Raw genomic sequence first — 25,266 nt, 5'->3', positions numbered from 1 at the left:
CTCCATGGGTTAAACGATTGCCTTTTCTTATGTTTTTGAATCGATCCGTCGGATGGCGCCGTCAGTGGATGTGCAGGCCGCCGTTTACGTCGAGCGTCACGCCGTGGACGTAGGCCGCGAGGTCGGAGGTGAGAAACAGGCAGGCACCTGCCACCTCGGCTGGTGTTCCAATCCGCCCCATCGGTGTCGCCGCGATCACGGCGGCCCGTCTCTCGGCGTCGAGGCGCCCGGCGATCAGGTCGGTCTCGATCAGGCCCGGCGCGACGGCGTTGATGCGGATCCCCTCGGCGGCGAACTCGCGGGCCATCGCCTTGACGAGGGAATGCACGCCTCCTTTGGCCGCCGAGTAATGCGCCCCACCCATGACGCCGCCGCCCCGCTCGCCAGAGACGGAGCCGATGGCGACAATAGATCCGCCGCCCCGGTCGAGCAGGTAAGGAACGACCGCCTGCGCCATGTTCAGCGCGCCGCGCAGACTGGTATCGACGACGCGGTCGTAGCCCTCCTGGGTGATATCCAAGAGCTTTCGCGGTTCGCTCACCCCGGCATTGGCGACGAGGATGTCGAGCCCACCGAATGCCGCCGCAGCCTGGGCGGTCGCCGTCCGGCAGGCTTCAGGGTCACGGACATCACAGGCGAAGCCGCGATGCATCGGCCCGATGGCCGCGGCCGACTCGGCTGCTTCCGGCCCGCGCAGGTCGAGGATCGCCACCCGCGCACCGTGCTCCGCAAAGGTCATCGCGATGGCCCAGCCGATGCCCCGTGGCGAGGCGCCCCCGGTCACGACCGCGCATTTGCCTGCGAGCATCATTAGCGTGTCCCCGAAGGTCAGTGGATGTGCAGGCCGCCGTTCACGTCGAGGACGGTGCCGGTGACGAAGCTCGACAGGTCGCTCGCTAGGAAGAGGCAGGCCCCGGCGATATCCTCCGGCCGGGCGAGGCGGCCGGCCGGGGTGTTGGCGATGGCGCGGGCCCGACCGTCATCCGTCAGTTTGCCGAGGAGCAGATCCGTCTCGACGAGGCCTGGCGAGAGGGCGTTGACCCGCACGTTGTCCGGCCCGAGCTCCCGTGCCATCGCCTTGGCCATGGCCTGCACCGCGCCCTTGGCCGCCGCGTAATGGGGCCCACCGAGGATGCCGCCGCCTCGCTGCGCGGCGACCGAACCCATGCAGACGATGACCCCGGAGCGCTGCCTCCGGAAATGCGGCACCACGGACCTGGACATGTTGTAGGTGCCGCGCACGCTCGAATCGAAGACGAGGTCATAATCGTCCTGCGTGCTGTCCATCAGGTGGTGGGGCTGGCTGACGCCGGCATTGTTCACGAGGATGTCGAGCCGGCCGAACTCCGCCAGAACTTGCGCCACCCCCGCCTCACAGCGCGCTGCGTTGCGCACGTCGCAGGCCAAGCCGCGATGGCCCGGACCGAGGGCGTCGGCCGCCGCCTGGGCCGCGCCGGCATCGAGATCGAGGAGGGCGAGAGTCGCCCCCTCGCCGGCGAAGAGGCGGCCGCAGGCCCAGCCAATTCCTCGCACGGAGGCCGCGCCGGTGATGATCGCGACTCTGCCCGTCAGAAGTCCCGGCATGGCCGCCTCACACCGTCAGGATGGTGGAGCCGGAGGTCCGGCGGCCGGCGAGATCGGCATGCGCCCGGGCCGCCTCGGCGAGGGGATAGGACTGGCCGACCGTCACCTTGATAGTGCCCTTCGCGATCAGGTCGAATAGAGCGCCGGCGCCCTCCCGCAGATCGGCCGGGTCAGCCACGTAATGCGCGATGGTCGGACGCGTGACGAACAGCGAGCCGCGGTTGCGGATGTCGGCGAGCTTCACCGGATCGATATCGCCGGAAGGCCAGCCGAACGAGACGACCAGACCGAAGCGCGCCGCGCAGCCGAGGGACCGCTCGAAGGTCTCTTTTCCAATGCACTCGTAGACGATGGAGACGCCCTTGCCGGCGGTAATCTCCTGCACCCGGGTGACGAAGTCCTCCTCGTCCAGGGCGATGCAGTGGGTGATCCCATGCGCCTTCACGGCCGCCCGCTTGTCGGCCGAGCCGACGGTGGCGATCACCTCCGCCCCAAGATGGGCGAGCCACTGGATGAGGATGAGCCCGACGCCCCCGGCAGCGGCGTGGACGAGGACGGTATCTCCCTTCGCGATGGGGCGCATCCGCGTGGCGAGGTACCACGCCGTGAGCCCCCGGAAGAGCGCGCCGGCGGCGGCCTCGGCGGACATGTCCTGGTCGGGCAGGCGGATCACCCGCTCCGCGGGCACGGCGCGGGCCTCCGCATAGGCCCCGGCCACGGGGTAATGGTACGCGACGCGGTCCCCGACGGCGAGCCCGGTGACACCCTCGCCCAGAGCCGCCACCGTGCCGGCCGCCGAGAACCCGAGTCCAGTCGGCAGGGCCGCCGGCAATAGGCCAGAGCGCAACTGCGTGTCGATGAAGTCGACGCCGATCGCCTGCTGCCGGATGAAGACCTCACCCGCCGCCGGGCTAGGCACCGGCTCCTCCACGAGGCGCATCGCCTCGGGCGGTCCGGCCTGCTCCACCACGATCCTTTTGGCCGTCGCGCTCATCGCGTCCATCTCTGCGTTTGAAGGAGAGGTCATTGGGCGGTCCAGCCGCCATCGACGAGGAGACATGTGCCCGTGACCATCGCGGCGGCGGGCGAAGCAAGATAGATCGCGGCGCCGATCATGTCCCGGACGCTCGCCATGCTGCCGAGGGGGATCTTCGAGACCAGGAAATCGTGCTTCTCGGGGGTGTCCACGATCCGTCGGATCAGCGGCGTGTCGACGAAGGTCGGGCCGATGGAGTTCACCCGGATCCGCTGGGGCGCCAGCTCGACCGCCATGGCCTTGGTCAGGCCCTCCACCGCATGCTTGCTCATGCAGTAGGCGGTGCGGTTGGGGGAGCCGACGTGCCCCATCTGCGAGCTGATGTTGATGACGGCGCCGCCCCGCTCGGCCCGCTGAGGGTCCTCCAGCATCTTCCGGACGGCGGCCTGCGCCACGAGGAAGGCGGCCCGCACGTTCAGGCCGAGGATGCGGTCGAGGTTCTCCTCGGAGACGTCGACGAAGGGCTCCGGCACGTTGGTGCCGGCGTTGTTCACGAGGATGTCGAGCCGCGGCAGCCCGGCGATGGCGGCGGCGATGCCCTGCGTGTCGCAGACGTCGAGGGCGAAGGTCCGGGCCCTCGGCAGACCGGCGGCCTCGATCCGCCCGGCGAGGTCGTCCAGCGGGCCCTGGCTCAGGCCGATGAGCACGGTCTCGGCTCCGGCCTCGGCGAAGCCGGTGGCGATGGCCTCACCGATCCCCGCGCCGGCCCCGGTGATGAGCGCGACCCGGCCGTCGAGGCGGAAGCTCGGGGTAAGAATTTCTGGGGAGGGCACGACCATCCCCTCAGCGGATCACGAACGGGTCGGCGACCTCGGTCGCCGTGCTGATCCAGACGCTCTTCGTCTGGAGGTACTCGTGGATCGCCTCGATACCGTTCTCGCGCCCGAGCCCCGAGCGCTTGTACCCCCCGAAGGGGGACATGAAGCTCACGGCCCGGTACATGTTCACCCAGACCATGCCGACCGACAGCCGCTCCGACATCGTCAGCATGCGGCGGACATCCGAGGTCCACACGCCGGCCGCAAGGCCGTAGGGCGAGTCGTTGGCGATGGCGACCGCCTCGTCCTCGTCCTCGAAGGGGATGCAGGACAGGACAGGCCCGAACACCTCCTCGCGCGCGATGCGCATCGCATTGTTCACGCCCGAGAAGATCGTCGGCTCGACGAACTGCCCGGCACCGCACTCCGGGCGCGAGGCCGGCTGTCCGCCAAGGCGGCACTCGGCCCCCTCGGCCTTGGCGATGGCGATGTAGTCGAGGATTTTGTCGTACTGGGGTGGGGTGGTGACCGGCCCGACCTGTGTCTCCTTGCGCATCGGGTCGCCCATCCGCGCCGTCGCCGCGAAGTCCACGAGGCGGCCCACGAACGCGTCGTAGATCGAGCGCTGGACCAGCAGCCGGGAACCCGCGACACAAGTCTGCCCCGTGGCGGCGAAGATGCCAGAGACGGCGCCCTTCAGGGCGTTGTCGAGGTTGGCATCCGCGAACACGATGTTGGCGGACTTGCCGCCGAGTTCGAGAGTGGCGCGCTTAAAGTCGCGGGCGGCCGCCTCGGCAACCCGCTGACCGCCCACCTCGCTGCCGGTGAAGGCGACCTTGGCGACCTTGGGATGCGCCACCAAAGCCGCACCGACATCGGCATAGCCGGTGACGACGTTCACCACTCCCTGTGGCAGGCCCGCTTCCTCGAACAAGGTGGCGAGTTCGAGCACCGAGGCCGAGGTGTATTCCGAGGGCTTGACGACGAAGGTGTTGCCGGCGGCGAGCCCCGGGGCCAGCTTGTTGACGGCGAGCAGCAGGGGCGAATTCCAGGCGGTGATCGCGATGCAGACCCCCAACGGCTCGTGTCGGGTGAAATTGAATGTCTCCGCCTTATCGATGGGGAGGACCGAGCCTTCGATCTTGTCGGCGAGGCCGCCGAAGTAGCGGAAGTACTGCGGCAGATATTTTACCTGAGCCGAAATCTCATTGATCAGCTTGCCGTTGTCCGTGACCTCGACGCGGATCAGCCTGTCGGAATAGGTCTCGATCAGGTCCGCCAGCCGGTGCAGGATCTGACCGCGCGCGGTCGGGGTCATCGTGCGCCACGGCCCCTGCAGAAACGCTCGGTGCGCCGCCTCGACGGCGGCATCGGCATCAGACGCCCCGCCCCGGGGGATGCGGGCCCAGGGCTTTCCGTCGAAGGGGTTGACGGTCTCGAAGGTCTCGCCGGACGCCGCCGAGACCCACTCCCCACCGATATGCATCCTGTAATCGTGCATGGCCGTCCTGCCTGGATTTCCGTTCGAGCGATGGAGCGTGGGCGGGCGCCTCAGATCACACCGTCACGGCTCAGCGCATCGATCTCGTCGGGGCCGAGCCCGAGGAGATCCGAGAGGATGCTGGCGTTATCGGCACCGAGCGCTCGTCCGGCGTGTCGGAACGTCGCCGGGGTCTCAGAAAGCCTCGGGACGGCGCTCGGCAGCACCAGCGGGCCGGCCCGCTCGTCGTCCACGCGCAGGAGATTCCCCCGCTCGGCGTAGTGGGGATCCGCGAAGATGTCCTTGATCGAGTAGACTGGCCCGCAGGGCACCTCACCCGCCCGCGTCCGCTCCATCACCTCGTCGAAGGAATGGCTGCCGACCCATTCGGCCACCTTCGCGTTGATTGTTGCTCGGTTAGCGACCCGGTCGGGCGCGGTGACATAGGACTGCGCCAATTCCGGCTGTCGCATCACCGCACAGAGGCGAGCGAACATCTTGTCGTTGGTGCATGCGATGGCGACCCATTCGCCGCTGCCGGTCTGATAATGGCTGTGGGGCACCACGTTGACGGTGTCCGGTCCCATGCGCTCGCGGACGATCCCGAACTTTGCGAAGGCCGGCGCGGCCTCGTCGAGGAGGCGGAAGACGGACTCGTAGAGCCCGATGTCGATGAACTGCCCGCGACCCGTCGCCTCTGCCGACCGTAGAGCGATCAGCACGCCGATGGCGCCCCACATGCCGGAGAGGTAATCAGCCATCGAGGTCGAGCCCGGCACGACGGGCGGTCCATCGGGCGTGCCGGCGAGGTAGGCGAGGCCGCCGAAGCCGTGGGCGATGCGGGCAAAGCCGGGCTCACCCTTCTTCGGCCCGGTCTGTCCGTAGGCCGAGACCCTCAGCATCACGAGCTTCGGGTTGATAGCGCGCAAATCTTCGAAGCCGAGGCCCCAGCGCTCCAGCGTGCCTGGGCGGAAGTTCTCCAGGACCACGTCGGACTGCGCGACGAGCTTCCGAAACAGGTCGGCGCCGGCCGGCTTGCGCAGGTCGAGGGTGGTCGTGCGCTTGTTGCGGGCCTCGCTCAGCCACACCAGTGTGTCGCCGCATTCGGTCGGCGTGCCGAAGCGCCGGAGGGAATCTCCCGAAATCGGCTGTTCGATCTTGATGACCTCGGCACCGAAGTCGGCGAGGATCGTACCGCAGAATGGGGCCGCGACGAAGGTCGCGATGTCGAGCACCCGCACGCCATCGAGGGCACCAGGAGTGAGTTCGACTTGGCCGGTCTGGGCTTTGGCCTCTTCAGGCACGAGCTCCTCCTCGACTGCACTGCGTGCGCTTTGCGATCTCGTGCCGCTCTGCTTCGCAAGACTTCGATGAAGGCTATGGCGAGTCTTCACTCACCTCAAACGCGATTATTGCGCCGATTGTGCACTCTGGCCGCACAATTGCTGCGGGCATAAGTCGAGGAGGGCCGCGTGCTGCCCTCCTCAGGTATCTCAAGGAATTTCGATGGATCTCACGCGTCTTCCCGGATCATGTCGGCGGCCTTCTCGGCGACCATGATCGTCGGCGCGTTGGTATTACCCGAGGGAATGCGAGGCATAATCGAGGCATCGACCACCCGTAGCCCGCCGACACCGTGCACCCGCAGGCGGCTGTCGACGACGCAATCAGTGTCCTGGCCCATCCGGCATGTGCCCACGGGGTGGTACATCGATTGGGCGTTGGCGCGCAGGTAGTGCGTCAGTTCCTCGTCGGATTCGTGGCCGCCGCCCGGCATCAGCTCGTCGCGGACCGCCGGGGCAAGGGGTGGCGCGGCGAAGATCCGCCGCAGCAACCGCAGGCCCTCGATCATCGGCGGCAGGTCCCGCTCGTCTGTGAAGTAGTTCGCCACCATGCCCGGCGCTTCGCCGGGATCGCGCGAACGGAGGGTGACCTTGCCGGTGGAATGCGGCCGCAGCAGCGTACAGGAGGCCGTCACCGCCGGATCGGGGCTCGCGGCATACATCCCGCCCTTGCTGATCATGCTGAAGGGCCGCATCTGAATCTGCAGGTCTGGCCCGTCGAGGCTCGGCGAGGATCGCGTGAACAGACCGACCTGAGCCGCGGCCGAGGTGAGCAGTCCCCGCCGTGTCGCGGCGTAGCGCAGGACATGGGGGATAAGCCGCAGATTGCTGGCGATCGTCCGATTGATCGAGAAGGCGGGATTCACCGCGCGCAAGTAGTGGGCATAAACATGGTCCTGCAGGTTGGAGCCGACGCCAGGGCTGTCAGTCACCGGTGCGATCCCCAGGGTCTTGAGGACGGCGGCCGGGCCGATGCCTGAGAGCATCAGCATCTGCGGCGAGTTGATGGTTCCCCCCGACAGCACGACCTCGCGCGCCTGCACCTGACGGATGTCTCCGTCGCAGCGGTATTCCACGCCCGTGACGCGCCGTCCGTCGAAGAGAAGGCGCTGGACCAGGACGCCCGTCCGCACTGCGAGGTTCGGCCGCCGCCGGGCCGGCTTCAGGAAAGCCGCCGCCGCCGAGGCACGCACCCCATCGCGCATCATGAACTGGAGATAGCCGACGCCCTCCTGCTGCGGCCCGTTGAAATCCGGGTTGGCGGCGATGCCGACGGCCCGCGCTGCCGCCACAAAGGCCGCCGAGGCCGGGTGAGGCTCGTGCAGCGGGGAGACGTCCAGTTCGCCGGCCCCCCCGTGCAACTCGGATTCCCCGAGGAAATGCCGCTCGCCACGCTTGAAATAGGGAAGCACGTCCCGCCAGGCCCAGCCGGGATTACCCATCTGCCGCCACGCATCGTAATCGTCCGGCACTCCGCGCATGTAGACATGGCCGTTGATGGCGCTGCTGCCGCCGAGGGTCTTGCCGCGGGGCCAGATGATGCGACGGTCGTTCAGCCTTGGCTCTGGATCGGATAGGTAGCCCCAGGTCAGACGAGGATGGTTCACCACGCGCGGTACGCCCGCCGGGATATGGATCCAAGGGTTGCGACTCGCCGGTCCCGCCTCAAGCAGAAGCACGCGTCGCGCCGGATCGGCGCTCAGGCGGTTGGCGAGCACGCAGCCTGCCGTCCCCGCGCCGACGATGACGATGTCGAAGATCTCGGTCATGGGAGAAGCCAACGAGCGGAAGTGGACATCATCCCTTCGTTACGCCGTCCAGATGATAGAGGTGTGCGCTGGATGATCTGAGCCGGAGATCGAGGATGTCCTGGTAGGCCTTCGAGTAGAAAAAGGCGTGCGCGGTTTCCGGTGAGTTGAACTCCAGCAAGATGATCCGCTTTACGTCGCGACCGCCCTCAATCACTTTTACGTTGTTGGTGGCAATCAGAAATTTTGCGTCGTACTCAGCTAAAATTGGCCGCACGGCGGGCATGTATTCATCGTAGAACGTCGTCGAGTCCGTAACGTCGAGCTCGGCGTATATGTAACCCTTCGGCGTGCTCATCACTGTGTCCCCAGGCGCTCGCACCGCGAAAGCCCAACTTGTCGCTTGCGCGGACTGCACCGGCAAACGCCTTTATGTTGTCGATTGTGCTATCTGGCTTCACTATCAGGGTGGGGTGAGCGATCGGCGGGGAGGACAGTGAGTGAGGTTCGAGGCCAGGAGGCTGCCGCACGTGAATCTGAAGCTGCTGCACACCTTCCTGCTGGTGGGCGAGCACAGCAGCTTCCGGATCGCGGCGGAAAAGTCCTTCCGCTCTGCCTCGGCCGTGAGTGCGCAGATCCGCCAGTTGGAGACGCAACTTGGCGTCGTCCTGTTTCACCGCACCACCCGCAACGTGCGGCTGACGGCCGAAGGCCACGAACTTCTGGCTTGCGCCGAGCGTGCCTTGCTCGAACTCGACAGCGGCCTGCGCACAATCCGCGAGGCGGCCGACATTAAGCAAGGCCGGGTCTCCTTTTCCTGCTCGCCGACCATTGCTGAGACGCGGCTTGCCCAGGTCTTGGCGGCGTTCCGGCAGGATTACCCGGGGGTTGAGATCCGCGTGCGGGAACTGACCTCGGAGGCACTTTTCGAGAGCATTCGCCAGCGCGAGGCCGATTTCGGCATCGGTCCACAGCCGGAGTCGGACGAGTTCGACTTCGATCTGATCCTCGTCGATCCGCTATACGCTTTGGTGCCGCGCAGCCTTGTCACGACCCGGCCCACGACGATCGGCTTTGCGACGCTCGCCAGCATGCCCCTGTTGCTACTCAACCAAGCGACTGCGCTTCGTCATACGGTCGAGGCAGCCCTGAAGGATCGGGGAGTCAAGCTCGACACGCGCTACGAGTTCGCCCAGGCGCAGACGCTGATCTCGATGGCCCGCAGCGGGCTCGGTGCGGCGATCCTTCCCCGCGTGGCTCTGCCCGAGGGCGACGACCCTCTCACCTTCCGCCTTCGGATCGTGAATCCGTCGCTTTCCCGCAACATCGGTATAGTCACGAGCCGAGGGCAGTCGTTATCGCCCGCTCCGCTCCGCCTAATTGAATTGATCAGGCAGCTTATTGGCACGGACTCTCAATAGATATGTGCTAGATTAAGCGCAACGGATACGTATCAAGTAGCAACTTAGCAAGATGTAAGCCGTATAGCCGCAAGATAGTCATCCAATCCGTATGAGATGGTAATGTGTAGGCGAATGGTGGCTCGATACGGCTCAAAAGAAACATTTTGATCAAAATTGTGGCCTGTGATTGCGGCAGCTACTCAAAGGCGATCAATAACCTCGTCCGGTTAAGTTCCGACCTGGGTCCGTACGGCTGGCGTTAATCGATAGAAGGCCGTCCGCTTTTCCGGTGGACTTTCTCCGAAGGGGTCATTCCGCTCACGGCCAACTTCGGTCGCGTTGGCAGACGCCGCTGAACGGCTGGGTTGGGTAGAAAGCCGCAGGTCCGCTCTCGGACGTCAACGCAGAGAAGCAGACGTCGCCATCGCGCGCGTTTCCAACCTTTCTTTATGGTTCGAAAAATTTACTTGCAGGCAACCTGATCCGCCGCTGCGACCAAGTCTGATCAGACCCGCTGCACCACAGCGTTCCACACGAGTCATAGGTGTCGGCCTTTTGAGCGTTCCAAACTCTGCACATACCTCTTGGAACGACTTGGCCGAAATTTTAGATCGTCCCACTGGGGCAAGCTTTAACGGAACGGTGATTCCACGTTATGGTCGCGATTTCAATGCTCCGTCCCCGGCATGTTTGGACGTGGCACACCGCCGTGGTCCTTGATGAGGTTGGAGCGTTCCGGGTCACCTTTTAAATTAGCGACTTGCTTCCGCGCGCCCAGTGCGAGGAAGCCGACGCCGCCGATCGTGCCAAGCGCCAAAAATAAAAGGAAGATGCCACTGCCCATGAGACGTGCCTTTCGTCGGGAGAACCGTCGAAGGAAGGGCGACGGGGAGCACAATGCTATAAGATGAACTTGGCACCCGACCATAAGTTACTGATTTTGATTGGAATGAGGGTGCGACATCTTCCCTCAATATTTTTAGTCAGGATCATTCAGGGCTCGAGCCACGTTGATTTTGGCGGCCTCTACCGCAGCTTGGAGAGTCTTATGTACAATCCTTTCTTTTCGTCGATGATGCTAGCGATTGAGGCTCAGCGCGTCATCGAACTACGCATGGTCCGTCTCGCCTGGGGCGGCCGTGAGGGCCGAGCCGAGGCTCAATCCATGGTCGTTGAGAAAATGCATGCGGCGAGCGAGGCGATGACAATGTTGATGTCGGGTGGATCGCCTGAGATGGTCATCGCGCGCTACCGCGAGCATGTCGCTTTCAATACCAAGCGCTTGACCGCAGCCCAAACCCCATCACACGAGCCACACGCGGCGCTACCATTGGTGTGCCACTCGCGAAGCACTCGGAAACATTCCTCAACTTAAGCGTTTGGCGTTCCGCACCGTAAGCCCTATTGGAACGCAGACCCCACGTCTGCATATGGGTGCAGCTCATATCGGTAGTAACGGCGAGGTTGGGTCGCTATCCGACCGGCTGTTCGGGTCGAGATTGCGCCGTCGCGCTCTCGACCACACGAGGCGACGGGGCCTTACTGGTCTCATCCTATAACGACGTCGACTGCTGATATCCCCAGCAACGCAACAGTTGGGTAGAATGTCAGGGCGAACCCGAGCGCACGACCGTGTGCACCACGCTGATAGCCGATCCAAAACATTGCCCGGCCGACGCAAAACAGCGCAGTGACCATCATCAACACGCTCATCGGATGGACTGCGGCCGTCGCGAACGCCAGGTGTGTTGGGATTGCTAGAATGCTCTGCTCTAGAGTGTTCTGTAGAAATGCTACGGCATCTTGCACGGGTTTTGATCCGGGCCCTGCCTTGCTTCCTGCGATATCATCAAGTGAGAAAAACCTCAGTCGCGCGACATTCGCGATTGCAGCAGCAAGCCAGACGATGACGAACAGGTCTGTTCGCAGTGCAGCTTGCAGACGTTCAGCAAGCGGTTTCACCGGCATTCCCACCGGCTCCCACGAAGTAGCCAGCGTCAATGCCAGGGCAGTGATTGCTAAGCCCGACGCCATCCCCACCGCTACCCGGCGCTGCTCCATATGGAATTCGTCAGTGTCTTGCATCATCTGCCAGCAGCGTTCGCGTATCCCATGCACACTCCATCAGCACGACGAGCGGCTTGCAACGAAGGTTCTCCGAAACGGCGTCCGCTCCCGGGAAAAGCGAAGCAGGGATTAAGTGGCAGAGTTGGGTCGAAAGCAGCCAATTAACCACGATTTTGCAAACCAAAATGGCATGCGCTGATGGCCTAAGCTTATGATCTATATGCGATAAATGGTCGGAGTGGCGGGGTTCGAACCCACGACCCCTAGTCCCCCAGTTTGGTCACAGTCGTTGAAGCGCGACGATAATTTTGCAAACGGAACAACCCGGCCAGCATTGATCTCATTCGGCTTCTCGCCCGTTTTGCAAACGTAATTTCGACTCTCGCAGCGGCGCGAATGACTCGCTGCGCCTTGACGCTGCGGCGTTCGATTGGCGGAGGGGAAATCCGCTGGCGATTGGCGAACGTCTGGATCGGGCGGATTTCAGTCGGTCCGTTTTTACAAAGCTAGACAAATTAAGCAGCTGCCATAGAGGCGGCCAATTTATCTCGATTATACTCCAGAGAAACTCTGGCATAGAGCTAAGCCTGTTGGCGTCTCTATCGCCCACTTGCATCTTGCCTCTGAAATATCTTCAGAGAGCAATTGGGTCTCTACCGACCCACCTCACAAGCTCATCCGCAGCCATCGGACGGGCAAAGTGGTAACCCTGTGCTTCATCGCAGCCTGTCGTTCGCAAAAGCTTTAACGCTTGCTGAGTTTCCACGCCTTCTGCAACCACTCGGTAGCCAAGATGTTTAGCCATCGACACCATCATTGTCACGAGCGATAGCTGACGAGGGTCGACGTCAAGACCCATCATGAAGGCGCGGTCGATCTTCACAACATGAACGGGCAGCCTCTGTAGGTAGGCCAGACTGCTATATCCAGTCCCAAAGTCGTCGATCGCCAAACGGATGCCGGCCGCTCTAAGCTTACTCAGCTGGACGAGCGCCTGCGCGGCATCGGTCATCACCGCCGTCTCGGTTACTTCGAGTTCGAGCCATTCCGGTTCCACGCCATGTCGAACCAGAATTTGGCTGACACGCGAGGCGAAATCCGTTTCATGCAAATTGGTGGACGAGATGTTGACCGAGACGACGAAGTCTATGCCGTGGTTACGCCACCGAGCAATTTGTGAGATTGCCGTCTCCAGTACCCAAGCGGTTGCTGGCGTGGCCAAAGCTATGCGTTCGATGAGCGGGATAAATTCGCCCGGTGAGATCGATCCAAGGGTTGGATGCGTCCAACGCATCAGCGCTTCGGCACCTACACAACGTCCGGTCGCGAGGTCGATACGGGGCTGGTAGACCAATCGTAATTCGACTGGATTTTTCAGGGCGGCCTCGAAATCCCGAAGCAATATGAAGCTTCGCTGCGAGGCCGTATCGAGGGCCTGCGAGTAGATCTCAAACGACTTGTTCATGGAACGGGCGTCCAGCGCCGCCCCTTGAGCGATCCTTAGTATGTCGATGGGTGGCAGGCCGCCTAATGGGAATGGCGCAATGCCGACAACCGTCGAACCGAGGGCATGTGGCCCCCCGAGCTTGCGCAGGCGTTCAGCTTGGGCGGTCAAGAAATTACTGCAGGCGATTTCATCCATCCCATCGGGAGTTAATGCCGCGAGTTGGGTGGCGCCGACGTGGTAGGCCTTTTGCTGCGGACCAATCAAATGACGAAAGAGCCGTCCGGCTGTCTTGACCATGTCATCTACGACAGCCTGTCCCATCACACGGACGACGTGATTCATTTGATCCACGGCGATTAGGTCCACTAAAACCGCCGTCCGCCGTTGCCCGGGCGTTTGATCCCGCGCGAGGTCGCTGAGGTCCTCTATGAACTGCGTTCGGTTCGGCAGTTCGCTAATCGGGTCTATCCGTCCAAAAGCATGCTGCAACTCGATCTGCGCCATGACCGTAGCAGCGAGGTCACGAAGTGCCGTCAATTCTTCCCGATGTATCCTTCGCGGCGTCATTCCCAACACACACATGGCCCCGAGGCCGAAGCCGTCGCGTGTGACTAGGGGCGCGCCAGCGTAGAAGCGTATACCAGCCTTGGCCAAAAGACTGTCACTATAAAAAGGGTCTGCAAGGAAATCTTCGATTATGACCACGCCACAAGTCTCGGCGACTTGGCTGCACGGGGCCTTCTCGCGTGGGATAGACCAGTGCTCCACGCCGACCCTTGATTTGAACCATTGCCGATCGCTATCAGTCAGAGAAACCGCGGCTATTGGCAGATTGAAGATCTTGCTGGCCAAGCGAGTGATACGGTCAAAACTCTCGCTGGCGGGCGTGCCCAGAATTTCGAGTTGAGTGAGAGAATGCAGCCGCTCAGCTTCCGCGTTCATTTGACGAACCACATAAAACTAACGTGGATCGAATTTATAGCGTATCATCGTTTCGAAATTCTACATCTAAGAAGCGGGTGCGACAATTAATCAAATACAATACAGATCAGTATTCGAGATTGATTTATATTAGGTTCGCGCTTGCCCACTTTGGCGTTTGATTATGCGTGCATCGCGCCCGGTAAGATCGTCTGAATTCTCTGCGACAATCCCCCTATGCTGTCCGCTTCGAAGCATCGACAAAACGTTCATTAATTGCCACGTTGGGTCCCGACCGGAATGACTGCTTAGGTTGGTATCCTGACTGCCCAGTCTTGAACTGTCCCATAGGGGAAGGGGACATTCGCTCCGGTCATGCGATGGGTAGCCCTTGCCGATTAGGTGGCTTCCTACTGATTTGCATAATAATCAATGTAGGTGGCGCTTGATAATGCTAACATTGATCACGGCGCCACATTCGACGCCAAGCTGGATAGGATCACCCAATGCGGTTAGAGCGCAACGAACGTGGAGATTGGATGCTTGATCCCGAACAGCTTCACTCCCGCCTCATGATCAATCCAGGCATCATGCGGCAAAAGATGAGACTCGGCCTAGTAACAAGCCGAATTGAGGAAGGATTTGACGCGGATAATGGCAAGACTCGTGTGACGATGAAGGTTGCCAACTCAGTTTGGGAGGGCATTTTCGACGAACATGGCTACTTAAAAAGCGAAAAAATGATATAGATAGGATTCTAGCTGATTTATAATACTCAAGGAAGGCTCGATCAGCGCCTTGGTTTCGGATTGATACCTTATAGACAGCTTATTCCGGCTTATGATGGGCAAACATTGTGCAGCTTAGATGACAATGAGAATATTTTCGAGGTATTATAGCCATATAGAGGATTTATGAGTCGACGCATCTGCGCTGACAATCTACAAATATTCCTAAGAACTATGAGTAAAGAAGATGAGCAAAATCTAATATCAGCGATTGATGTGATGGAATGAGAGCTATCATTGTCGTTGCCACCTCCGCTGGTGGCCTTGATCCGCTCAGGCAGATCGTTTCAGCCCTACGAACTCCCTGCAACGCCTCCATGTTTATCGTCCAGCACATCGGCGCGAAGCCGAGCCATCTCCCCGACCTCCTCAACGCGTGTGGCGGTCTCCCAGCAGCTTTCGCTCGGCACGGTGAGGCCATTGCAGCTGGCCGGATTTACGTGGCTCCGCCTGACTATCACATGCGACTGCGCTTCGGCGCGATCTGCCTGGATCAGGGTCCAAAGGTTCACTTCACTCGCCCGGCTGCCGATCCGCTGTTTATCTCGGCGGCGGAAGCCTACGGCAAACGTGTCGTCGGTATTGTACTCAGCGGCAGCAATGCCGACGGAGCTGAGGGTATGCGTGCAATCACGGCATGCGGTGGCCTTGGTCTCGTGCAAGATCTAGCCGAGGCTGAATACCCCGAGATGCCGCTAGCAGCGATGAAGCTCGATCACCCAGAGGCATCTCTCACTGGTGCTCGACTGGCCGAGCGGGTCGTCGCACACTGTATTAACAACGATTGAGGGCTCTGCAATAGCAAGTGTCTGCTTTATCCCAATCTGAAGCTGACGAGCATCAGCTTATGAACATGATCATGGCAACATAAACGGCTACATTGGGCTGTAATGCGTCAGAATTAGCTTGAAAAAATCTACCGGAGATGGGATATTCATTCTCGGAATATTTGCACCTCATCGCCTGCAAGCGCCATCCGCTGATCGGCACACCACTGCTGCTCACCGACCGCCTTCACCTCGTCGAAGCGGCGCGCCAACTCGCTTTTGAAAGCGGCCTCTGATTGCTCCTTACCGAGTATCTCCGTCGCAACATCGCGGGCAGTTTGAGAGATCCTGAGTGCGGTCGTGCTGTCGATCTTAAAATGCTTCGTGCAGAAGGTGATGATCGCCGACTGCGCGCTGGAGGCTCGGAGAAGGGCCAAGGCCTGTTTTTCCTGACTCTGAGCTCTGCTTGAACCGACCATAGCGGAACTCACTACGGTGACAACGATAAGAGTTCGCAAGAGCACGTGCACATCCCGCTCGCCCGCAATCACACGCTGCGGGTATATTGGCGGGAAGCTTCGAGGCGCTCTTCTGTTCCCAGCTCACCACCCTCACTGTTGAAAAATGATTGCCCTGCGCGCAACGGACGAGCGTAAGATTTAAGGTTACAATAGGTATTAGATGGACGGTAGCACCAGAGGACGCATTGGCCGCCTCACGCCAAGAGGTGCTCTCACGCGGTTAGAGCGACTGCTTTCAGGGTATCCGTTCCGTCCCCGGGATGGCTGTTTGGGTCGAGTGCGGAATGGCGACTCGTGGTGGAACTGCGACCGTCCGCTTTCGGGCGATAATGTATCAGGGCGGATATCGACGTCACGCCCTCTCATGACCCAATGCGTGACCCGGAGATGCTCGGTTGAGGATCGGCTACTGGGCAGCCTCTGCCCCTTTACGCTCCGGCGACTTATCAATGACGATGAGCACCGACCCAGTTAGTACGCTCATGCCGGCCTCGTCGCGAACTTCGGCCCGAAACTGAGCGGCAGGTCGACCCTTGTGCTCGTCTCTGAGCATGCTGGCCAAAGTCTTGCGGACAACCTCCCGCACCGCGTCCTCATTGGGCAAGTCTTGGCCGACATCATCTATGACGATGATGCTGTCGTAGGTGTCGAAAAAGAAACGAGGCATCAAACCCTCCGGGTTGCAGGCGGGAGCACTCGCCTCACCCAGCCGCTAGCGCCTACAATCGACCAGCCAGCGATACTCAACTAAAACACATACAATCTACAAGCGGTATAATTTATGTTTTAATAGTACGCTCGATGCCCGAATTTTCTCAACTAAAATCCCGCCGTGCATCAATCGATTAGAGAAATTTTCGTCTTATATCTGTTGGGCTTTGGTCGTAAAAAAGTTTTGGGAACTACTAAGTATCGCTCTATGTTAACTGTGGGATTATGATTCGGTGAAACCTGAAAGATGCCCTGCTACTTCCCTTTATAAGGGCGGCCGAATTACGGGGGGGTGAATGTCCAATCCGCTGATCATGAAGCTCGAACACGGAGCGCAACTGACAGACGAAGACCGCGCTGTCCTCCAGCACCTTACCGGTACGACCCGGCGCGTTGCGCGGCATATGGACATCAGCCCCGAAGGCGAGCGCCCTGAGGATGTGCATCTCGTTATGCAGGGCTTCGCCTGCCGCTACAAGACGCTCAGAGATGGGCGACGCCAGATCATGGCTTTCCTGGCGCCTGGCGACTTCTGCGACCTGCACGTGGCCATCCTCGGCGAAATGGATCATAGCATCGGCACCGGCTGGGGCTGCACCATTGTGGACATTCCACGCTCCACCATCGAGGATCTGACGGCCCACCACCCTCGCATCACGCGGGCACTCTGGTGGGCGACGCTGGTCGATGAGGGCACGCTGCGGGCGTGGCTCGTCAACATGGGCCAGTGTGAAGCCGACCGTCAGATGGCGCATCTCATCTGCGAGTTGCACGTGCGACTGCGGGTGGTTGGCCTAGCGGGCAATGACAGCTTCGAGTTCCCGATTACTCAGGAGGATCTTGCCGACACACTGGGTATCACCAATGTGCATGTAAACCGGGTTCTTCAGGATCTGCGAGCCCAGGGGTTGGTTGAGTGGAAGAGCAAGCGCGTGCGCATTCCCGACGTGGAGCGATTGAGGGCCTTCGCCGAGTTCGACCCGAAGTACCTTCACCTGAACCGGCGCAGTGAGGATGAGCGTCCGTTTTGGGGTACGCCGTAGCTCGCCGACTGTGAAACGTCAGTTTCAGGATGGAGGGTCGTGGATTATTTGTCGTCGCGAGCCAAAGCTGTCGGACGGTTGACCCATGACCGCTTTTGGGAAGCGCCGACGACTGCTCGCACGACCAGGTTCGGTCGGCAACGGACGAGCGCGGACGTAGCGATATTCCCCGCTTCCGACCCATGGCAGGTGCAGATTCGGCCCATTGAAACGAATGGCGCGCTCTGGGCTTGAGAGTGCAACGCCGAGGTACCTATGCTCTACGAACTCACTACCCTTTCGTGCCCGTTGCTAGCTGTCGGTCGAGCATCCGAGGGCGTTTATGACTGGGTGAACGACGCAGAGGCCAAGGGTAAACTGTTTGGCTGCTGGCGGACCGAGATAGGAACACTCGGTCGCCTGATCGTGCTGCGTGGGTTCGAGGCACCGGAGGATATGACTGCCGAGCGCCGCCGGGCGCTTCTGAGCGCTAACCCGTTCAATGCGGGGAGCGTGGTGACGGCGCTGGAAATGGACAGCTACGCGCCACTTGCCTTTCTGCCGCCGATCCGGACCGGGGACCGGGGTGGGGTGTACGAGTTCCGGACTTACCACCTGAAGCCGGGCGGGCTGCTGCCAACGCTCGCAGGCTGGGAAGCCGCTATCACACCGGCACATGAGTATACCGAGCATCTTGTCACGAACATGTACGCCCTCGATGGAGCACCGCGGATCACACACATCTGGGGCTTCACGAACTTGAAGGAGCGGGCCGATCTACGCTCTTGGGCCTATGGTGCTGGTGTATGGCCGCCTGAGGGAGGCCCCGAGCAGATTGCCGAAGGGACTTCGACTATTGCGCTTCCACAGGGGCCATCTCCTCTGGCGTAAACAGTCCTCAGAATGGCTCGCAGATGACTGCTTTCGGATTGCGTTGGCAGCCGTCAGGATAACTGACATTGTCGCCAGCGGAGCGACCGCTTGGGGTGGTTTTGCGACTGTCCGCTTCCGAACGCGGATGCATCGAAGCGGACATACTTTCGGAGAGCGCCCCCTACGCCTCTGAGATCAGCTTGATCGAGAAGGCGGCAAGTAGGCTGCCCATAGCCCAACGCTGGGCCAATAACCAAGATGGACGCTTTGCCAAACCCGTTGCGAGGGCGCCGGCCGTGCTCGCGATGACGACGCCGAAGCTGAGGTTCACGGCAATGTGGATCAGCCCGAGAACAAGGGTCTGGCCCAGCACGCTGCCGTGCCCCGGAACGACGAACTGCGGTAGCAGCGCGAGGTAGAGCAGCGCGGCCTTCGGGTTCAAGAGCGTCGTTACGAAGCCCATGGTGAAGACTTTGCCTTTGCCGCTGCTCGGAAGCCGGTTCACCTGGAAGGGTGAGCGTCCGCCGGGCCGTACCGCCTGCCAAGCCAGGAACATGAGGTAGCCCGCCCCAGCGACGCGAAGCGCATCGAAAGCGAGTGGCACGGCCATCAGGAGCGCTGTGATGCCGAAGGCAGCGCAGGCCATATAGACGATGAAGCCGAGCGCGCTGCCGCCTAGCGAGACGATACCGGCCGTCCGCCCTTGGGCGATGGAGCGAGAGATTAGGTAGATCATGTTCGGCCCTGGCGTGACCGCCAAGCCGAGGATGACGATGAGGTAGGCCGTGAGGGTGGATGTATCGGGCATGGGGCCTCGCAGGGCGCGGGTTCAGCGCTTCTTCTCACCGCCACTTCGATAGGTAAAATACGAAGATCGAATGTCTGTGATCCGCTGAGCCTATCGCCGATGGTCAACTTCCGCCTGCTTCGGCATCTCTGGCTGTTTCAGGCCGTCGCGGAGGAACGCCACTTCGGGCGTGCAGCCCAACGGCTCGGGATGTCACAGCCGCCCCTCACCGAGCAGATCAAGGCGCTGGAGCAGGCCCTCGGCACAACGCTGTTCGCCCGTGACCGTCGTGGTGTTCGGCTCACGGCGGCAGGTGCCGCAATCCTCCCGGCCGTGCGCAAGTTCGTCGATCAGGCGGGGCGGTTGGAACTCGCGGTACGGGAGGCCGTGGCCGGTCGGACCGGGACACTCACCATCGGCGCCATCAACGCGGCGCTGGTCGAGGACATACCGCCCCTGGTCGCCGCTCTGCGGACCGCGCATCCCGACCTGACGGTAGCCATTAGAGAGATCGACAGCGTCGAGGCGGTCCCGGCCCTTGAAGCTGGTGACATCGATCTGGCCTTCGCTCGGCTCGAAGGGGTGCTCGGTCAGACGATCCAGTCGCGGCCGGTGGCGCAGGACAGGCTTGCGGTGGTCCTTCCCGAGGGACACCGCCTCGCGACAATGCCCGAGGTTCCCCTCGCTATGCTGGCGCAGGAGGACTTTGCGATGTTCGCGCGCCGTTCGAGCCCGGTCTACTTCGACAGGGTGCTGGCCGCCTGCCAGGATGGCGGCTTCTCGCCCCGCATCCTGCATGAGGTCCGCTCCGTCACATCGCAGATCGCGTTTGTGGGCTGCGGTCAGGGGATCGCCCTCGTCCCGTCGAGGTCCGAGAGGCTTGCTCCATCGAGCGTCGTCTTCCGGCCACTGAAGGAGCGCGTTGAGATTGTTGTCACCGCGCTAGTCTGGTCCACAGCGCATCATAACCCGCTAGTCGATACGGTCCTCGAATTGATCGAACAGAACTGCGTGGGTGGGTCGTAAAAAGAACGTCTGCTTCAGGTCGATCGGCCAAGGTCGGCTTCCCACCCCGAGCCGAAGTTGCCGGACGGCCGGCGAATGGCCGCTTTCGGGAAGCGCTGATGGCGGTCCCTACGACTGTGTTGGGTCGCGAGCGGGAGGGCTGCTGAGGGTGGAAAGCAGTCTTGCCGCTTTGAGCACCACACAGCCGCGAAGCGGACTATCGTTAGCTGCTCGATACTACCTGAGGCACGCATCAGCAGAACGGCCTCTCAATCAATGAGCAAAGGCCGGTACAACCTTCCGTCCGAAGGCCTCGATGAACGCAGCCTGATCGCCCGCGACCTGATGCACAATGATCTCGGCGGGGCCTAGCTCGGCGAGTTCGGCGAGCCACGCCGTCTGGCGGCCGAGATCCTCGGAGATGCGCACGTAGCCCGGTACATCCTCCGCCCGCACAAAGCGCGAGGCGGTGTCGAAATCCTCCGGCAGGCGCAGGTCCCAGTTCACGTCGCCCTCCAGCATGTTGCTCGCCCATTGGTCATGGGCCAGGGCTAGGGCCCGGGACGGATCGGGATCCCAGCAGACCTTCGTCTGCAGGAAGATCGGCTTGCCCGCGCCTCCTCCCTCGCGGAACGCGTCGAAGACCTTGCGCAGCTTGGCCGGGTCGATCCCCACCGTCGCGAGGCCGTCGGCCCAGCGTGCGACCTGTCGGGCGGTCTCTGGGGTCACCGCGCCGGCGATCAGCAGCGGCGCGCGCTCGGGCCGGGAATACAGCTTGGCATCGACCACGGTCACCCGCCCGCGATGGGTCACGGTCTCTCCGGCGAAGAGGGCACGGATGACGGCGGCGCACTCGGCCAGCCGGGCGGTCCGCTCCGCCTTCTCCGGCCAGGGCAGCCCGGTGACGTCCTCGTTGAGGCGCTGGCCCGAGCCCAGCGCGAGCCACAGCCTCTGCGGGAACATCTCGGACAGCGTCGCGGCCGACTGCGCCAGGACCGCCGGATGGTGGCGGTAGCCGGGGGCCGTGATGATCCCGAACGGCAAGCGGGTCGTCGCCAGCGCCGCGCCGAGCCACGACCACGCGTGGCCCGAATGACCCTGCTTGAGGCTCCAGGGGCGGAAGTGCTCCGAGGACATGGCGCAGGCAAAGCCCGCCGCCTCCGCGGCCTGGACGTAGCCCAAGAGCGCCGAGGGCGCATGCTGCTCGTGCGAGACGTGATAGCCGATCCGTGTCACAGTGTTTGCCCTCTTGTTCCCTTGATACCGTTCACGCTGCGATCGTCGGCGCGCGCCGGGTGTCGGTTTCCCGCAGGGTCCGGTCGGCGTAGGTGCCCTGCACGGCGGCACGTCCCCCGTGCTCGTAGAGGTCGAGCATCAGCGCGGAGTGGATCAACCCGAGATGGCTGAACGCCTGCGGGAAGTTGCCGAGGAATGCGCCGTCCTCCCCGGTCTGCTCCGCGATCAGCCCGACATCGTTCTGAAGCACCCGCAGGGCGGCGAAGCGGGTCCGGGCCTCGACCTCCCGGCCGAGCCACAAGAGCGCATCCACCAGCCAGAAGGCGCAGAGGACGAAGGTCCCCTCCTTGCCGGGAAGGCCGTCGTCGTTCTTGTACCGGTAGACGAGCTGGCCATGGCCCAGGCGCTCGATGATGACATCGACCGTGCGGGCGAAGACGGCCTCGTCGACGGGGAAGCCCACCATCGGTGCGATGAGCAGGGCCGCGTCGACATCCCCGCCCCCGGCATATTGCGGGTAGTAGCCGTCCGCATGCACCGCCTCGCCGTTGACGAAGGCGACGATGCGATCCCGCTCGGCGCGCCAGCTCTCCCGGGGGCCGAACAGGCGGATCGCCCGATCCAGGGCCACCCAGTTCATGATCGCCGCGTGCAGGTAGCGCTGCTCCGGCTTCCTCGGCTCCCACAGCCCCGCATCGGGCTCATGCCAGTGGGCGGCGGAGATGTCCGCCAGCCGCGCCCCATGCCCATGCAGGCCCTCGGGCAGGGTGCCGCCGAGGCGCTCGTAGAGATAAAACAGGTCGAGCACTTGGCCGTAGGCGTCGGCCTGATGCTGGTCGGCCGCGCCGTTGCCGTGGTGGACGGGCCCCGATCCGCGCCAGCCCTCGAAGTGCTCGACCACGGTCTCTTCCAGGTCGGCCTCCCCGGAGATGCTGTAGAGCGGCTTAAGCTGTCCCTCCTCCCGGTCGCACAGGGCGCAGACGAACTCGAAGAACCTTTCCGCCTCGCGGGACATGCCGAACTTCTTGAGGACGTAGAAGGACAGGCAGGCGTCCCGGATCCAGCAGAAGCGGTAATCCCAGTTGCGGATCCCGCCGACCTCCTCCGGGAGGGACGTCGTGGCCGCCGCCACGATCGCCCCGGTGGGCTCGTACGTCAGGGTCTTGAGCACGAGGGCCGACCGCATCAACTCGTCGGCCAGCGGGCCGACATAGGCGGAGTCCCGCGTCCACAAGGCCCAGGTCCGGCGCACGTCCTCCATCAAGGCGTAGGCGTCCGGCGGCGTCGCGGGCGGCTCGCCGAGATACAGGGCGAAGGACCGGCTCTCGCCACCCGACAGGGTGAAGCGCGCGACCCCCACCCCGTCCTCGGTCTCGAACCGGGCGTCGGTGGAGAGGCTGGGGCATCCCTCGGCGGTGATGCGGCCGTCACGCACCGTCAGCGGCGCGAAGGTCTCCGCGAAGCCGGCCAGGGGGCGGTAGGCCGCGATCATGGGGACAGATCCCGATAGTCCCACGATGAGGCGCACAAGCCGCGGGCGCCTCTGGCCGCCCTCCGGACCGACCATGAAGTCGTAGAGGTGGACGAAGCCGTCCGCCGTGGTGAAGGTCGTTTGCAGGATGTTGGTGCGGCTGAGGTATTGCCGCGCCGTCTCGTAGTCACCCTCGGGGCGAACGACGAAGTACCCGCCCCGCCGGCGGTCGAGCAGCCGCGAGAAGGTCGGGTCGGCATCGAACCGCTCCAGGCAAGCCCAATCCAGGGATCCATCCCGGGCAACCAGGGCACAGCCTTCGCAATTGCCGAGCAGCGCGTAGGCTTCGATCGGTTGATAGGCACGGTCTTCGGGCACAGGCATGGCAGCTCCTCGGCGGCGCTCTCGCGGCGCTCGTTCGGTTTGGGAATGAGAGGGATCGCCGGAGGTCAGACGGCGAGGCGAAACGCCGGTTCGAGCAGTCCTCGGACACCGACATCGACCAGCAGTGTCCGGCCGTGATGGGGATCGGCAGTTCGCGCTGCCTCGTCCATGCCTTCGTAGCCGGCGGTCACCAGCAACCGGTCGAGGGCGCGTCCGGCGAAGGTGGGGCAGGTCGGTTGCCGCACGGGGACGGGGATCGTGCGGACGCGCTCGCCGGACGGGCTGTAAGCGTCGAGGCAACTCGCCCCGAAACGCGCCGTCCAGATCAGACCTTCCACGTCGGTGGCTGCTCCGTCGATGCCACCGTCTCCGTCGCTGTGATCGTAGTGCGTCTCGGGCTCGCCCCGCGGCAGGCCGGTGGCTGGATCCAGGGCCACGCGCCGAAGCACGCCTTCGGCGGTATCGACGAAGTAACCCGTGGCCCCGTCGGGGGAGAAGGCGATGCCGTTGGGTGTGGTCAACCCGCGATAGAGGCGCGTGATCTGCGATCCGGCTACGTGGTAGATCGATCCACGTCCTGGCTCAGCCTTCCGCCCCATGGTGCCGATCCAAAGGGCACCGCTCGGATGTACCCGGCCGTCATTGGAGCGGTTGCCGGGAATGTCTCCTTCAAGGGGGCAAAGCAAGCCCAGATCGCCGGTCGAGATTGTCCGAACGTACAGTCCATCGTCGGCGGAGAGGAGATGACGGTCTGCATCAATGGCGGCGACGTCGCTCGCCATGACCGGCAGCGCATGGATCTTTGCCCGCGTCGTTGCCGGATCAAGGGATCGTTCGAACAGCCGGGATTCGAGGATATCGACCCACCACACGGTATCGGTCGCGGGATCGTAGCTCGGCCCTTCGCCGAGGTGGCACCGGGTACCGTCCAGAATGACCACCGACTGCTCAGTCATTGACAAGCTCGCTCTCCACGGTCGAGCGATGACGCGTGTACAATCGGCTAGTTCCCAATCCTCGATAACTTGCCGCAGATAGCCTTGATCGCTACACACGTATCAGAATTGCTTCTAATCCCCACTTCATCTAACGCATTCGTCTGTTGTGCCGATAAGTGGGCGGTCTTTGGGCGACACCAAGCGCATCTGGCGTTCCCACTTCCATCGCGCGCTCGACCTACCAGAGCTCCTTACCGCGGGTTGCGAGCAGCCCTACCTACAACGCGACGGGATACTCGCGATGCTGGTCCTGGCCGTGGCGCACAGCATCTTCGCTCGGTCCATGGACGTCATGACGCGCGACGCGGCCGAGGACGTTACCTTCAGCCCTATCGACAAAAGCGAATGGCGCATCACTGCCAGAGTAAGGGCGGAATATACGTCTGCTTTCAGGCTTGTCGGTGAGGCGGTCCAAGCGACTGGTGTGGGTCGCAATCAGTCCGTCCGCATTTGCGTCTGCCAATTCCCGATACGGCCGGTGGCTCTCGAAGATTGTCATCCGTTCCAACAAGAGCATGTCCGGAACGGCGTTTTTAGGCGACGCGTCCGACCATAGCTGCACGCTTTGTCCAAGGCAGAAGTAATCGGCCCTTCCGGGGTTTGGATCGGTACCCATGCCTCTCCCGAGGCGGCTTCCGCGACGGGCGCCGCGGATGTGTTCCCTCAGGCGCCACCGCCGATGCGATGGCATCGGCGGTGGCGCGGATCCTCGGGCTATGCCGACCGGCGGCGTAGGTCAGCGATCCGGGCGTTCAGCACGGCGCGCAGGTCCTGCACCTCGACATAGGCGGCCTCGGCCTTCTCGAAGGCTGCCAAGCCATCCTTCTGGATCTCCCGGGTCAGCGCCTCGATGCGCCGGACTGCCGTCAGGAAGCTCGGCGTCTCGGGTGAGCGGGTCTTGGTCATGGTCTAACTC

General features: G+C 62.7%; 25 protein-coding genes and 1 pseudogene. 7 read left to right on the top strand and 19 right to left on the bottom strand.

Going from position 1 to position 25,266, the window contains the following annotated elements; translation table 11 throughout:
• Nucleotides 1-61 precede the first annotated feature (61 nt).
• The 8 genes from MKK53_RS08025 to MKK53_RS07990 all read right to left on the bottom strand — a co-directional run bounded on the left by MKK53_RS08025 (nt 62) and on the right by MKK53_RS07990 (nt 8,307).
• Complete coding sequence (locus tag MKK53_RS08025) at nt 62-811, bottom strand: SDR family NAD(P)-dependent oxidoreductase (RefSeq protein ID WP_243928171.1); 750 nt, start codon at nt 809-811, stop codon at nt 62-64.
• Between the two features lie 17 nt (nt 812-828).
• Nucleotides 829-1,584: an SDR family NAD(P)-dependent oxidoreductase gene (locus MKK53_RS08020; protein ID WP_243928170.1), complete on the bottom strand. Its 756-nt coding sequence runs from the start codon at nt 1,582-1,584 to the stop codon at nt 829-831.
• Between the two features lie 7 nt (nt 1,585-1,591).
• Nucleotides 1,592-2,578, bottom strand: coding sequence for a quinone oxidoreductase family protein (locus MKK53_RS08015; RefSeq protein ID WP_243928169.1), 987 nt, complete (start codon nt 2,576-2,578; stop codon nt 1,592-1,594).
• Nucleotides 2,579-2,607: 29 nt separating this feature from the next.
• The gene (locus MKK53_RS08010; RefSeq protein ID WP_243928168.1) at nt 2,608-3,393 is read right to left on the bottom strand and encodes an SDR family NAD(P)-dependent oxidoreductase; all 786 of its coding nucleotides are present in this window, start codon (nt 3,391-3,393) and stop codon (nt 2,608-2,610) included.
• Nucleotides 3,394-3,403: 10 nt separating this feature from the next.
• On the bottom strand, nt 3,404-4,879 hold the full coding sequence (locus MKK53_RS08005) for an aldehyde dehydrogenase (protein WP_243928167.1): 1,476 nt from the start codon (nt 4,877-4,879) through the stop codon (nt 3,404-3,406).
• Between the two features lie 50 nt (nt 4,880-4,929).
• Nucleotides 4,930-6,162 (bottom strand): CaiB/BaiF CoA transferase family protein, encoded by a 1,233-nt coding sequence (locus MKK53_RS08000; RefSeq protein WP_243928166.1) that lies wholly within the window; start codon nt 6,160-6,162, stop codon nt 4,930-4,932.
• A 209-nt stretch (nt 6,163-6,371) separates the two neighbouring features.
• A complete protein-coding gene (locus tag MKK53_RS07995) occupies nt 6,372-7,970 on the bottom strand; it encodes a GMC family oxidoreductase (RefSeq protein ID WP_243928165.1) in 1,599 nt (532 codons plus the stop codon).
• Between the two features lie 28 nt (nt 7,971-7,998).
• Nucleotides 7,999-8,307, bottom strand: a complete 309-nt coding sequence (locus tag MKK53_RS07990) for a DUF1330 domain-containing protein (protein WP_243928164.1) — start codon at nt 8,305-8,307, stop codon at nt 7,999-8,001.
• A gap of 172 nt (nt 8,308-8,479) precedes the next feature.
• Between MKK53_RS07990 and MKK53_RS07985 the strand changes: the two genes are divergently transcribed.
• On the top strand, nt 8,480-9,370 hold the full coding sequence (locus MKK53_RS07985; RefSeq protein ID WP_243928163.1) for a LysR family transcriptional regulator: 891 nt from the start codon (nt 8,480-8,482) through the stop codon (nt 9,368-9,370).
• 649 nt (nt 9,371-10,019) lie between these two features.
• Here MKK53_RS07985 and MKK53_RS07980 read toward each other — a convergent pair.
• Complete coding sequence (locus tag MKK53_RS07980) at nt 10,020-10,196, bottom strand: hypothetical protein (RefSeq protein WP_243928162.1); 177 nt, start codon at nt 10,194-10,196, stop codon at nt 10,020-10,022.
• Between the two features lie 204 nt (nt 10,197-10,400).
• Here MKK53_RS07980 and MKK53_RS07975 point away from each other — a divergent pair.
• Nucleotides 10,401-10,643 (top strand): annotated as a pseudogene (locus MKK53_RS07975) (hypothetical protein); the annotation flags it as partial.
• A 257-nt stretch (nt 10,644-10,900) separates the two neighbouring features.
• Here MKK53_RS07975 and MKK53_RS07970 read toward each other — a convergent pair.
• Together MKK53_RS07970 and MKK53_RS07965 are read right to left on the bottom strand one after the other, a co-directional pair.
• Nucleotides 10,901-11,440: an MAPEG family protein gene (locus MKK53_RS07970; protein ID WP_243928161.1), complete on the bottom strand. Its 540-nt coding sequence runs from the start codon at nt 11,438-11,440 to the stop codon at nt 10,901-10,903.
• A 613-nt stretch (nt 11,441-12,053) separates the two neighbouring features.
• Complete coding sequence (locus MKK53_RS07965) at nt 12,054-13,808, bottom strand: GGDEF and EAL domain-containing protein (protein WP_243928160.1); 1,755 nt, start codon at nt 13,806-13,808, stop codon at nt 12,054-12,056.
• Nucleotides 13,809-14,293: 485 nt separating this feature from the next.
• On the opposite strand from MKK53_RS07965, the gene MKK53_RS07960 reads away from it, so the two are divergent.
• The gene (locus MKK53_RS07960) at nt 14,294-14,536 is read left to right on the top strand and encodes a DUF6522 family protein (protein ID WP_279598890.1); all 243 of its coding nucleotides are present in this window, start codon (nt 14,294-14,296) and stop codon (nt 14,534-14,536) included.
• A 263-nt stretch (nt 14,537-14,799) separates the two neighbouring features.
• Nucleotides 14,800-15,363 (top strand): chemotaxis protein CheB, encoded by a 564-nt coding sequence (locus MKK53_RS07955; protein WP_243928158.1) that lies wholly within the window; start codon nt 14,800-14,802, stop codon nt 15,361-15,363.
• Between the two features lie 146 nt (nt 15,364-15,509).
• On the opposite strand, the gene MKK53_RS07950 is transcribed toward MKK53_RS07955, so the two are convergent.
• Nucleotides 15,510-15,821 (bottom strand): hypothetical protein, encoded by a 312-nt coding sequence (locus tag MKK53_RS07950; RefSeq protein WP_243928157.1) that lies wholly within the window; start codon nt 15,819-15,821, stop codon nt 15,510-15,512.
• A gap of 448 nt (nt 15,822-16,269) precedes the next feature.
• Nucleotides 16,270-16,530 (bottom strand): DUF6894 family protein, encoded by a 261-nt coding sequence (locus MKK53_RS07945; protein WP_243928156.1) that lies wholly within the window; start codon nt 16,528-16,530, stop codon nt 16,270-16,272.
• Between the two features lie 340 nt (nt 16,531-16,870).
• On the opposite strand from MKK53_RS07945, the gene MKK53_RS07940 reads away from it, so the two are divergent.
• Both MKK53_RS07940 and MKK53_RS07935 read left to right on the top strand, forming a co-directional pair.
• A complete protein-coding gene (locus tag MKK53_RS07940) occupies nt 16,871-17,617 on the top strand; it encodes a Crp/Fnr family transcriptional regulator (RefSeq protein ID WP_243928155.1) in 747 nt (248 codons plus the stop codon).
• A gap of 255 nt (nt 17,618-17,872) precedes the next feature.
• Entirely contained in the window at nt 17,873-18,487 is a 615-nt protein-coding gene (locus MKK53_RS07935) for an NIPSNAP family protein (RefSeq protein ID WP_243928154.1), read from the top strand.
• A gap of 163 nt (nt 18,488-18,650) precedes the next feature.
• On the opposite strand, the gene MKK53_RS07930 is transcribed toward MKK53_RS07935, so the two are convergent.
• A complete protein-coding gene (locus MKK53_RS07930; protein WP_243928153.1) occupies nt 18,651-19,277 on the bottom strand; it encodes a LysE family translocator in 627 nt (208 codons plus the stop codon).
• A gap of 99 nt (nt 19,278-19,376) precedes the next feature.
• On the opposite strand from MKK53_RS07930, the gene MKK53_RS07925 reads away from it, so the two are divergent.
• Nucleotides 19,377-20,282, top strand: coding sequence for a LysR substrate-binding domain-containing protein (locus tag MKK53_RS07925; protein ID WP_243928152.1), 906 nt, complete (start codon nt 19,377-19,379; stop codon nt 20,280-20,282).
• Between the two features lie 252 nt (nt 20,283-20,534).
• Here the strand turns inward: MKK53_RS07925 and MKK53_RS07920 are convergent, their stop codons facing one another.
• From MKK53_RS07920 to MKK53_RS07900, 5 genes are all read right to left on the bottom strand, one after another.
• The gene (locus MKK53_RS07920; RefSeq protein WP_243928151.1) at nt 20,535-21,497 is read right to left on the bottom strand and encodes a TIGR03885 family FMN-dependent LLM class oxidoreductase; all 963 of its coding nucleotides are present in this window, start codon (nt 21,495-21,497) and stop codon (nt 20,535-20,537) included.
• Between the two features lie 31 nt (nt 21,498-21,528).
• On the bottom strand, nt 21,529-23,352 hold the full coding sequence (locus tag MKK53_RS07915; RefSeq protein ID WP_243928150.1) for a glycoside hydrolase family 15 protein: 1,824 nt from the start codon (nt 23,350-23,352) through the stop codon (nt 21,529-21,531).
• Nucleotides 23,353-23,417: 65 nt separating this feature from the next.
• A complete protein-coding gene (locus MKK53_RS07910; protein WP_243928149.1) occupies nt 23,418-24,308 on the bottom strand; it encodes an SMP-30/gluconolactonase/LRE family protein in 891 nt (296 codons plus the stop codon).
• A 259-nt stretch (nt 24,309-24,567) separates the two neighbouring features.
• On the bottom strand, nt 24,568-24,966 hold the full coding sequence (locus tag MKK53_RS07905) for a hypothetical protein (RefSeq protein WP_243928148.1): 399 nt from the start codon (nt 24,964-24,966) through the stop codon (nt 24,568-24,570).
• A 98-nt stretch (nt 24,967-25,064) separates the two neighbouring features.
• Complete coding sequence (locus MKK53_RS07900; protein ID WP_243928147.1) at nt 25,065-25,256, bottom strand: hypothetical protein; 192 nt, start codon at nt 25,254-25,256, stop codon at nt 25,065-25,067.
• Nucleotides 25,257-25,266 lie beyond the last annotated feature (10 nt).

This window comes from Methylobacterium sp. J-076 (genome assembly GCF_022829405.1).
In the GTDB taxonomy this organism is placed as follows: Bacteria; Pseudomonadota; Alphaproteobacteria; order Rhizobiales; family Beijerinckiaceae; genus Methylobacterium.
Note: the sequence above shows the minus strand (reverse complement) of the source record. Positions and strands in the feature narration are given on the sequence as shown.

Coding starts and splice junctions, on each gene's coding strand:
- MKK53_RS08025 (WP_243928171.1), bottom strand. CDS start 811: ATGATGCTCGCAGGCAAATGCGCGGTCGTGACCGGGGGCGCCTCGCCA.
- MKK53_RS08020 (WP_243928170.1), bottom strand. CDS start 1,584: ATGCCGGGACTTCTGACGGGCAGAGTCGCGATCATCACCGGCGCGGCC.
- MKK53_RS08015 (WP_243928169.1), bottom strand. CDS start 2,578: ATGAGCGCGACGGCCAAAAGGATCGTGGTGGAGCAGGCCGGACCGCCC.
- MKK53_RS08005 (WP_243928167.1), bottom strand. CDS start 4,879: ATGCACGATTACAGGATGCATATCGGTGGGGAGTGGGTCTCGGCGGCG.
- MKK53_RS07995 (WP_243928165.1), bottom strand. CDS start 7,970: ATGACCGAGATCTTCGACATCGTCATCGTCGGCGCGGGGACGGCAGGC.
- MKK53_RS07990 (WP_243928164.1), bottom strand. CDS start 8,307: ATGAGCACGCCGAAGGGTTACATATACGCCGAGCTCGACGTTACGGAC.
- MKK53_RS07980 (WP_243928162.1), bottom strand. CDS start 10,196: ATGGGCAGTGGCATCTTCCTTTTATTTTTGGCGCTTGGCACGATCGGC.
- MKK53_RS07970 (WP_243928161.1), bottom strand. CDS start 11,440: ATGATGCAAGACACTGACGAATTCCATATGGAGCAGCGCCGGGTAGCG.
- MKK53_RS07965 (WP_243928160.1), bottom strand. CDS start 13,808: ATGAACGCGGAAGCTGAGCGGCTGCATTCTCTCACTCAACTCGAAATT.
- MKK53_RS07960 (WP_279598890.1), top strand. CDS start 14,294: ATGCGGTTAGAGCGCAACGAACGTGGAGATTGGATGCTTGATCCCGAA.
- MKK53_RS07955 (WP_243928158.1), top strand. CDS start 14,800: ATGAGAGCTATCATTGTCGTTGCCACCTCCGCTGGTGGCCTTGATCCG.
- MKK53_RS07950 (WP_243928157.1), bottom strand. CDS start 15,821: ATGGTCGGTTCAAGCAGAGCTCAGAGTCAGGAAAAACAGGCCTTGGCC.
- MKK53_RS07945 (WP_243928156.1), bottom strand. CDS start 16,530: ATGCCTCGTTTCTTTTTCGACACCTACGACAGCATCATCGTCATAGAT.
- MKK53_RS07940 (WP_243928155.1), top strand. CDS start 16,871: ATGTCCAATCCGCTGATCATGAAGCTCGAACACGGAGCGCAACTGACA.
- MKK53_RS07935 (WP_243928154.1), top strand. CDS start 17,873: ATGCTCTACGAACTCACTACCCTTTCGTGCCCGTTGCTAGCTGTCGGT.
- MKK53_RS07930 (WP_243928153.1), bottom strand. CDS start 19,277: ATGCCCGATACATCCACCCTCACGGCCTACCTCATCGTCATCCTCGGC.
- MKK53_RS07925 (WP_243928152.1), top strand. CDS start 19,377: ATGGTCAACTTCCGCCTGCTTCGGCATCTCTGGCTGTTTCAGGCCGTC.
- MKK53_RS07915 (WP_243928150.1), bottom strand. CDS start 23,352: ATGCCTGTGCCCGAAGACCGTGCCTATCAACCGATCGAAGCCTACGCG.
- MKK53_RS07910 (WP_243928149.1), bottom strand. CDS start 24,308: ATGACTGAGCAGTCGGTGGTCATTCTGGACGGTACCCGGTGCCACCTC.
- MKK53_RS07905 (WP_243928148.1), bottom strand. CDS start 24,966: ATGGGTACCGATCCAAACCCCGGAAGGGCCGATTACTTCTGCCTTGGA.
- MKK53_RS07900 (WP_243928147.1), bottom strand. CDS start 25,256: ATGACCAAGACCCGCTCACCCGAGACGCCGAGCTTCCTGACGGCAGTC.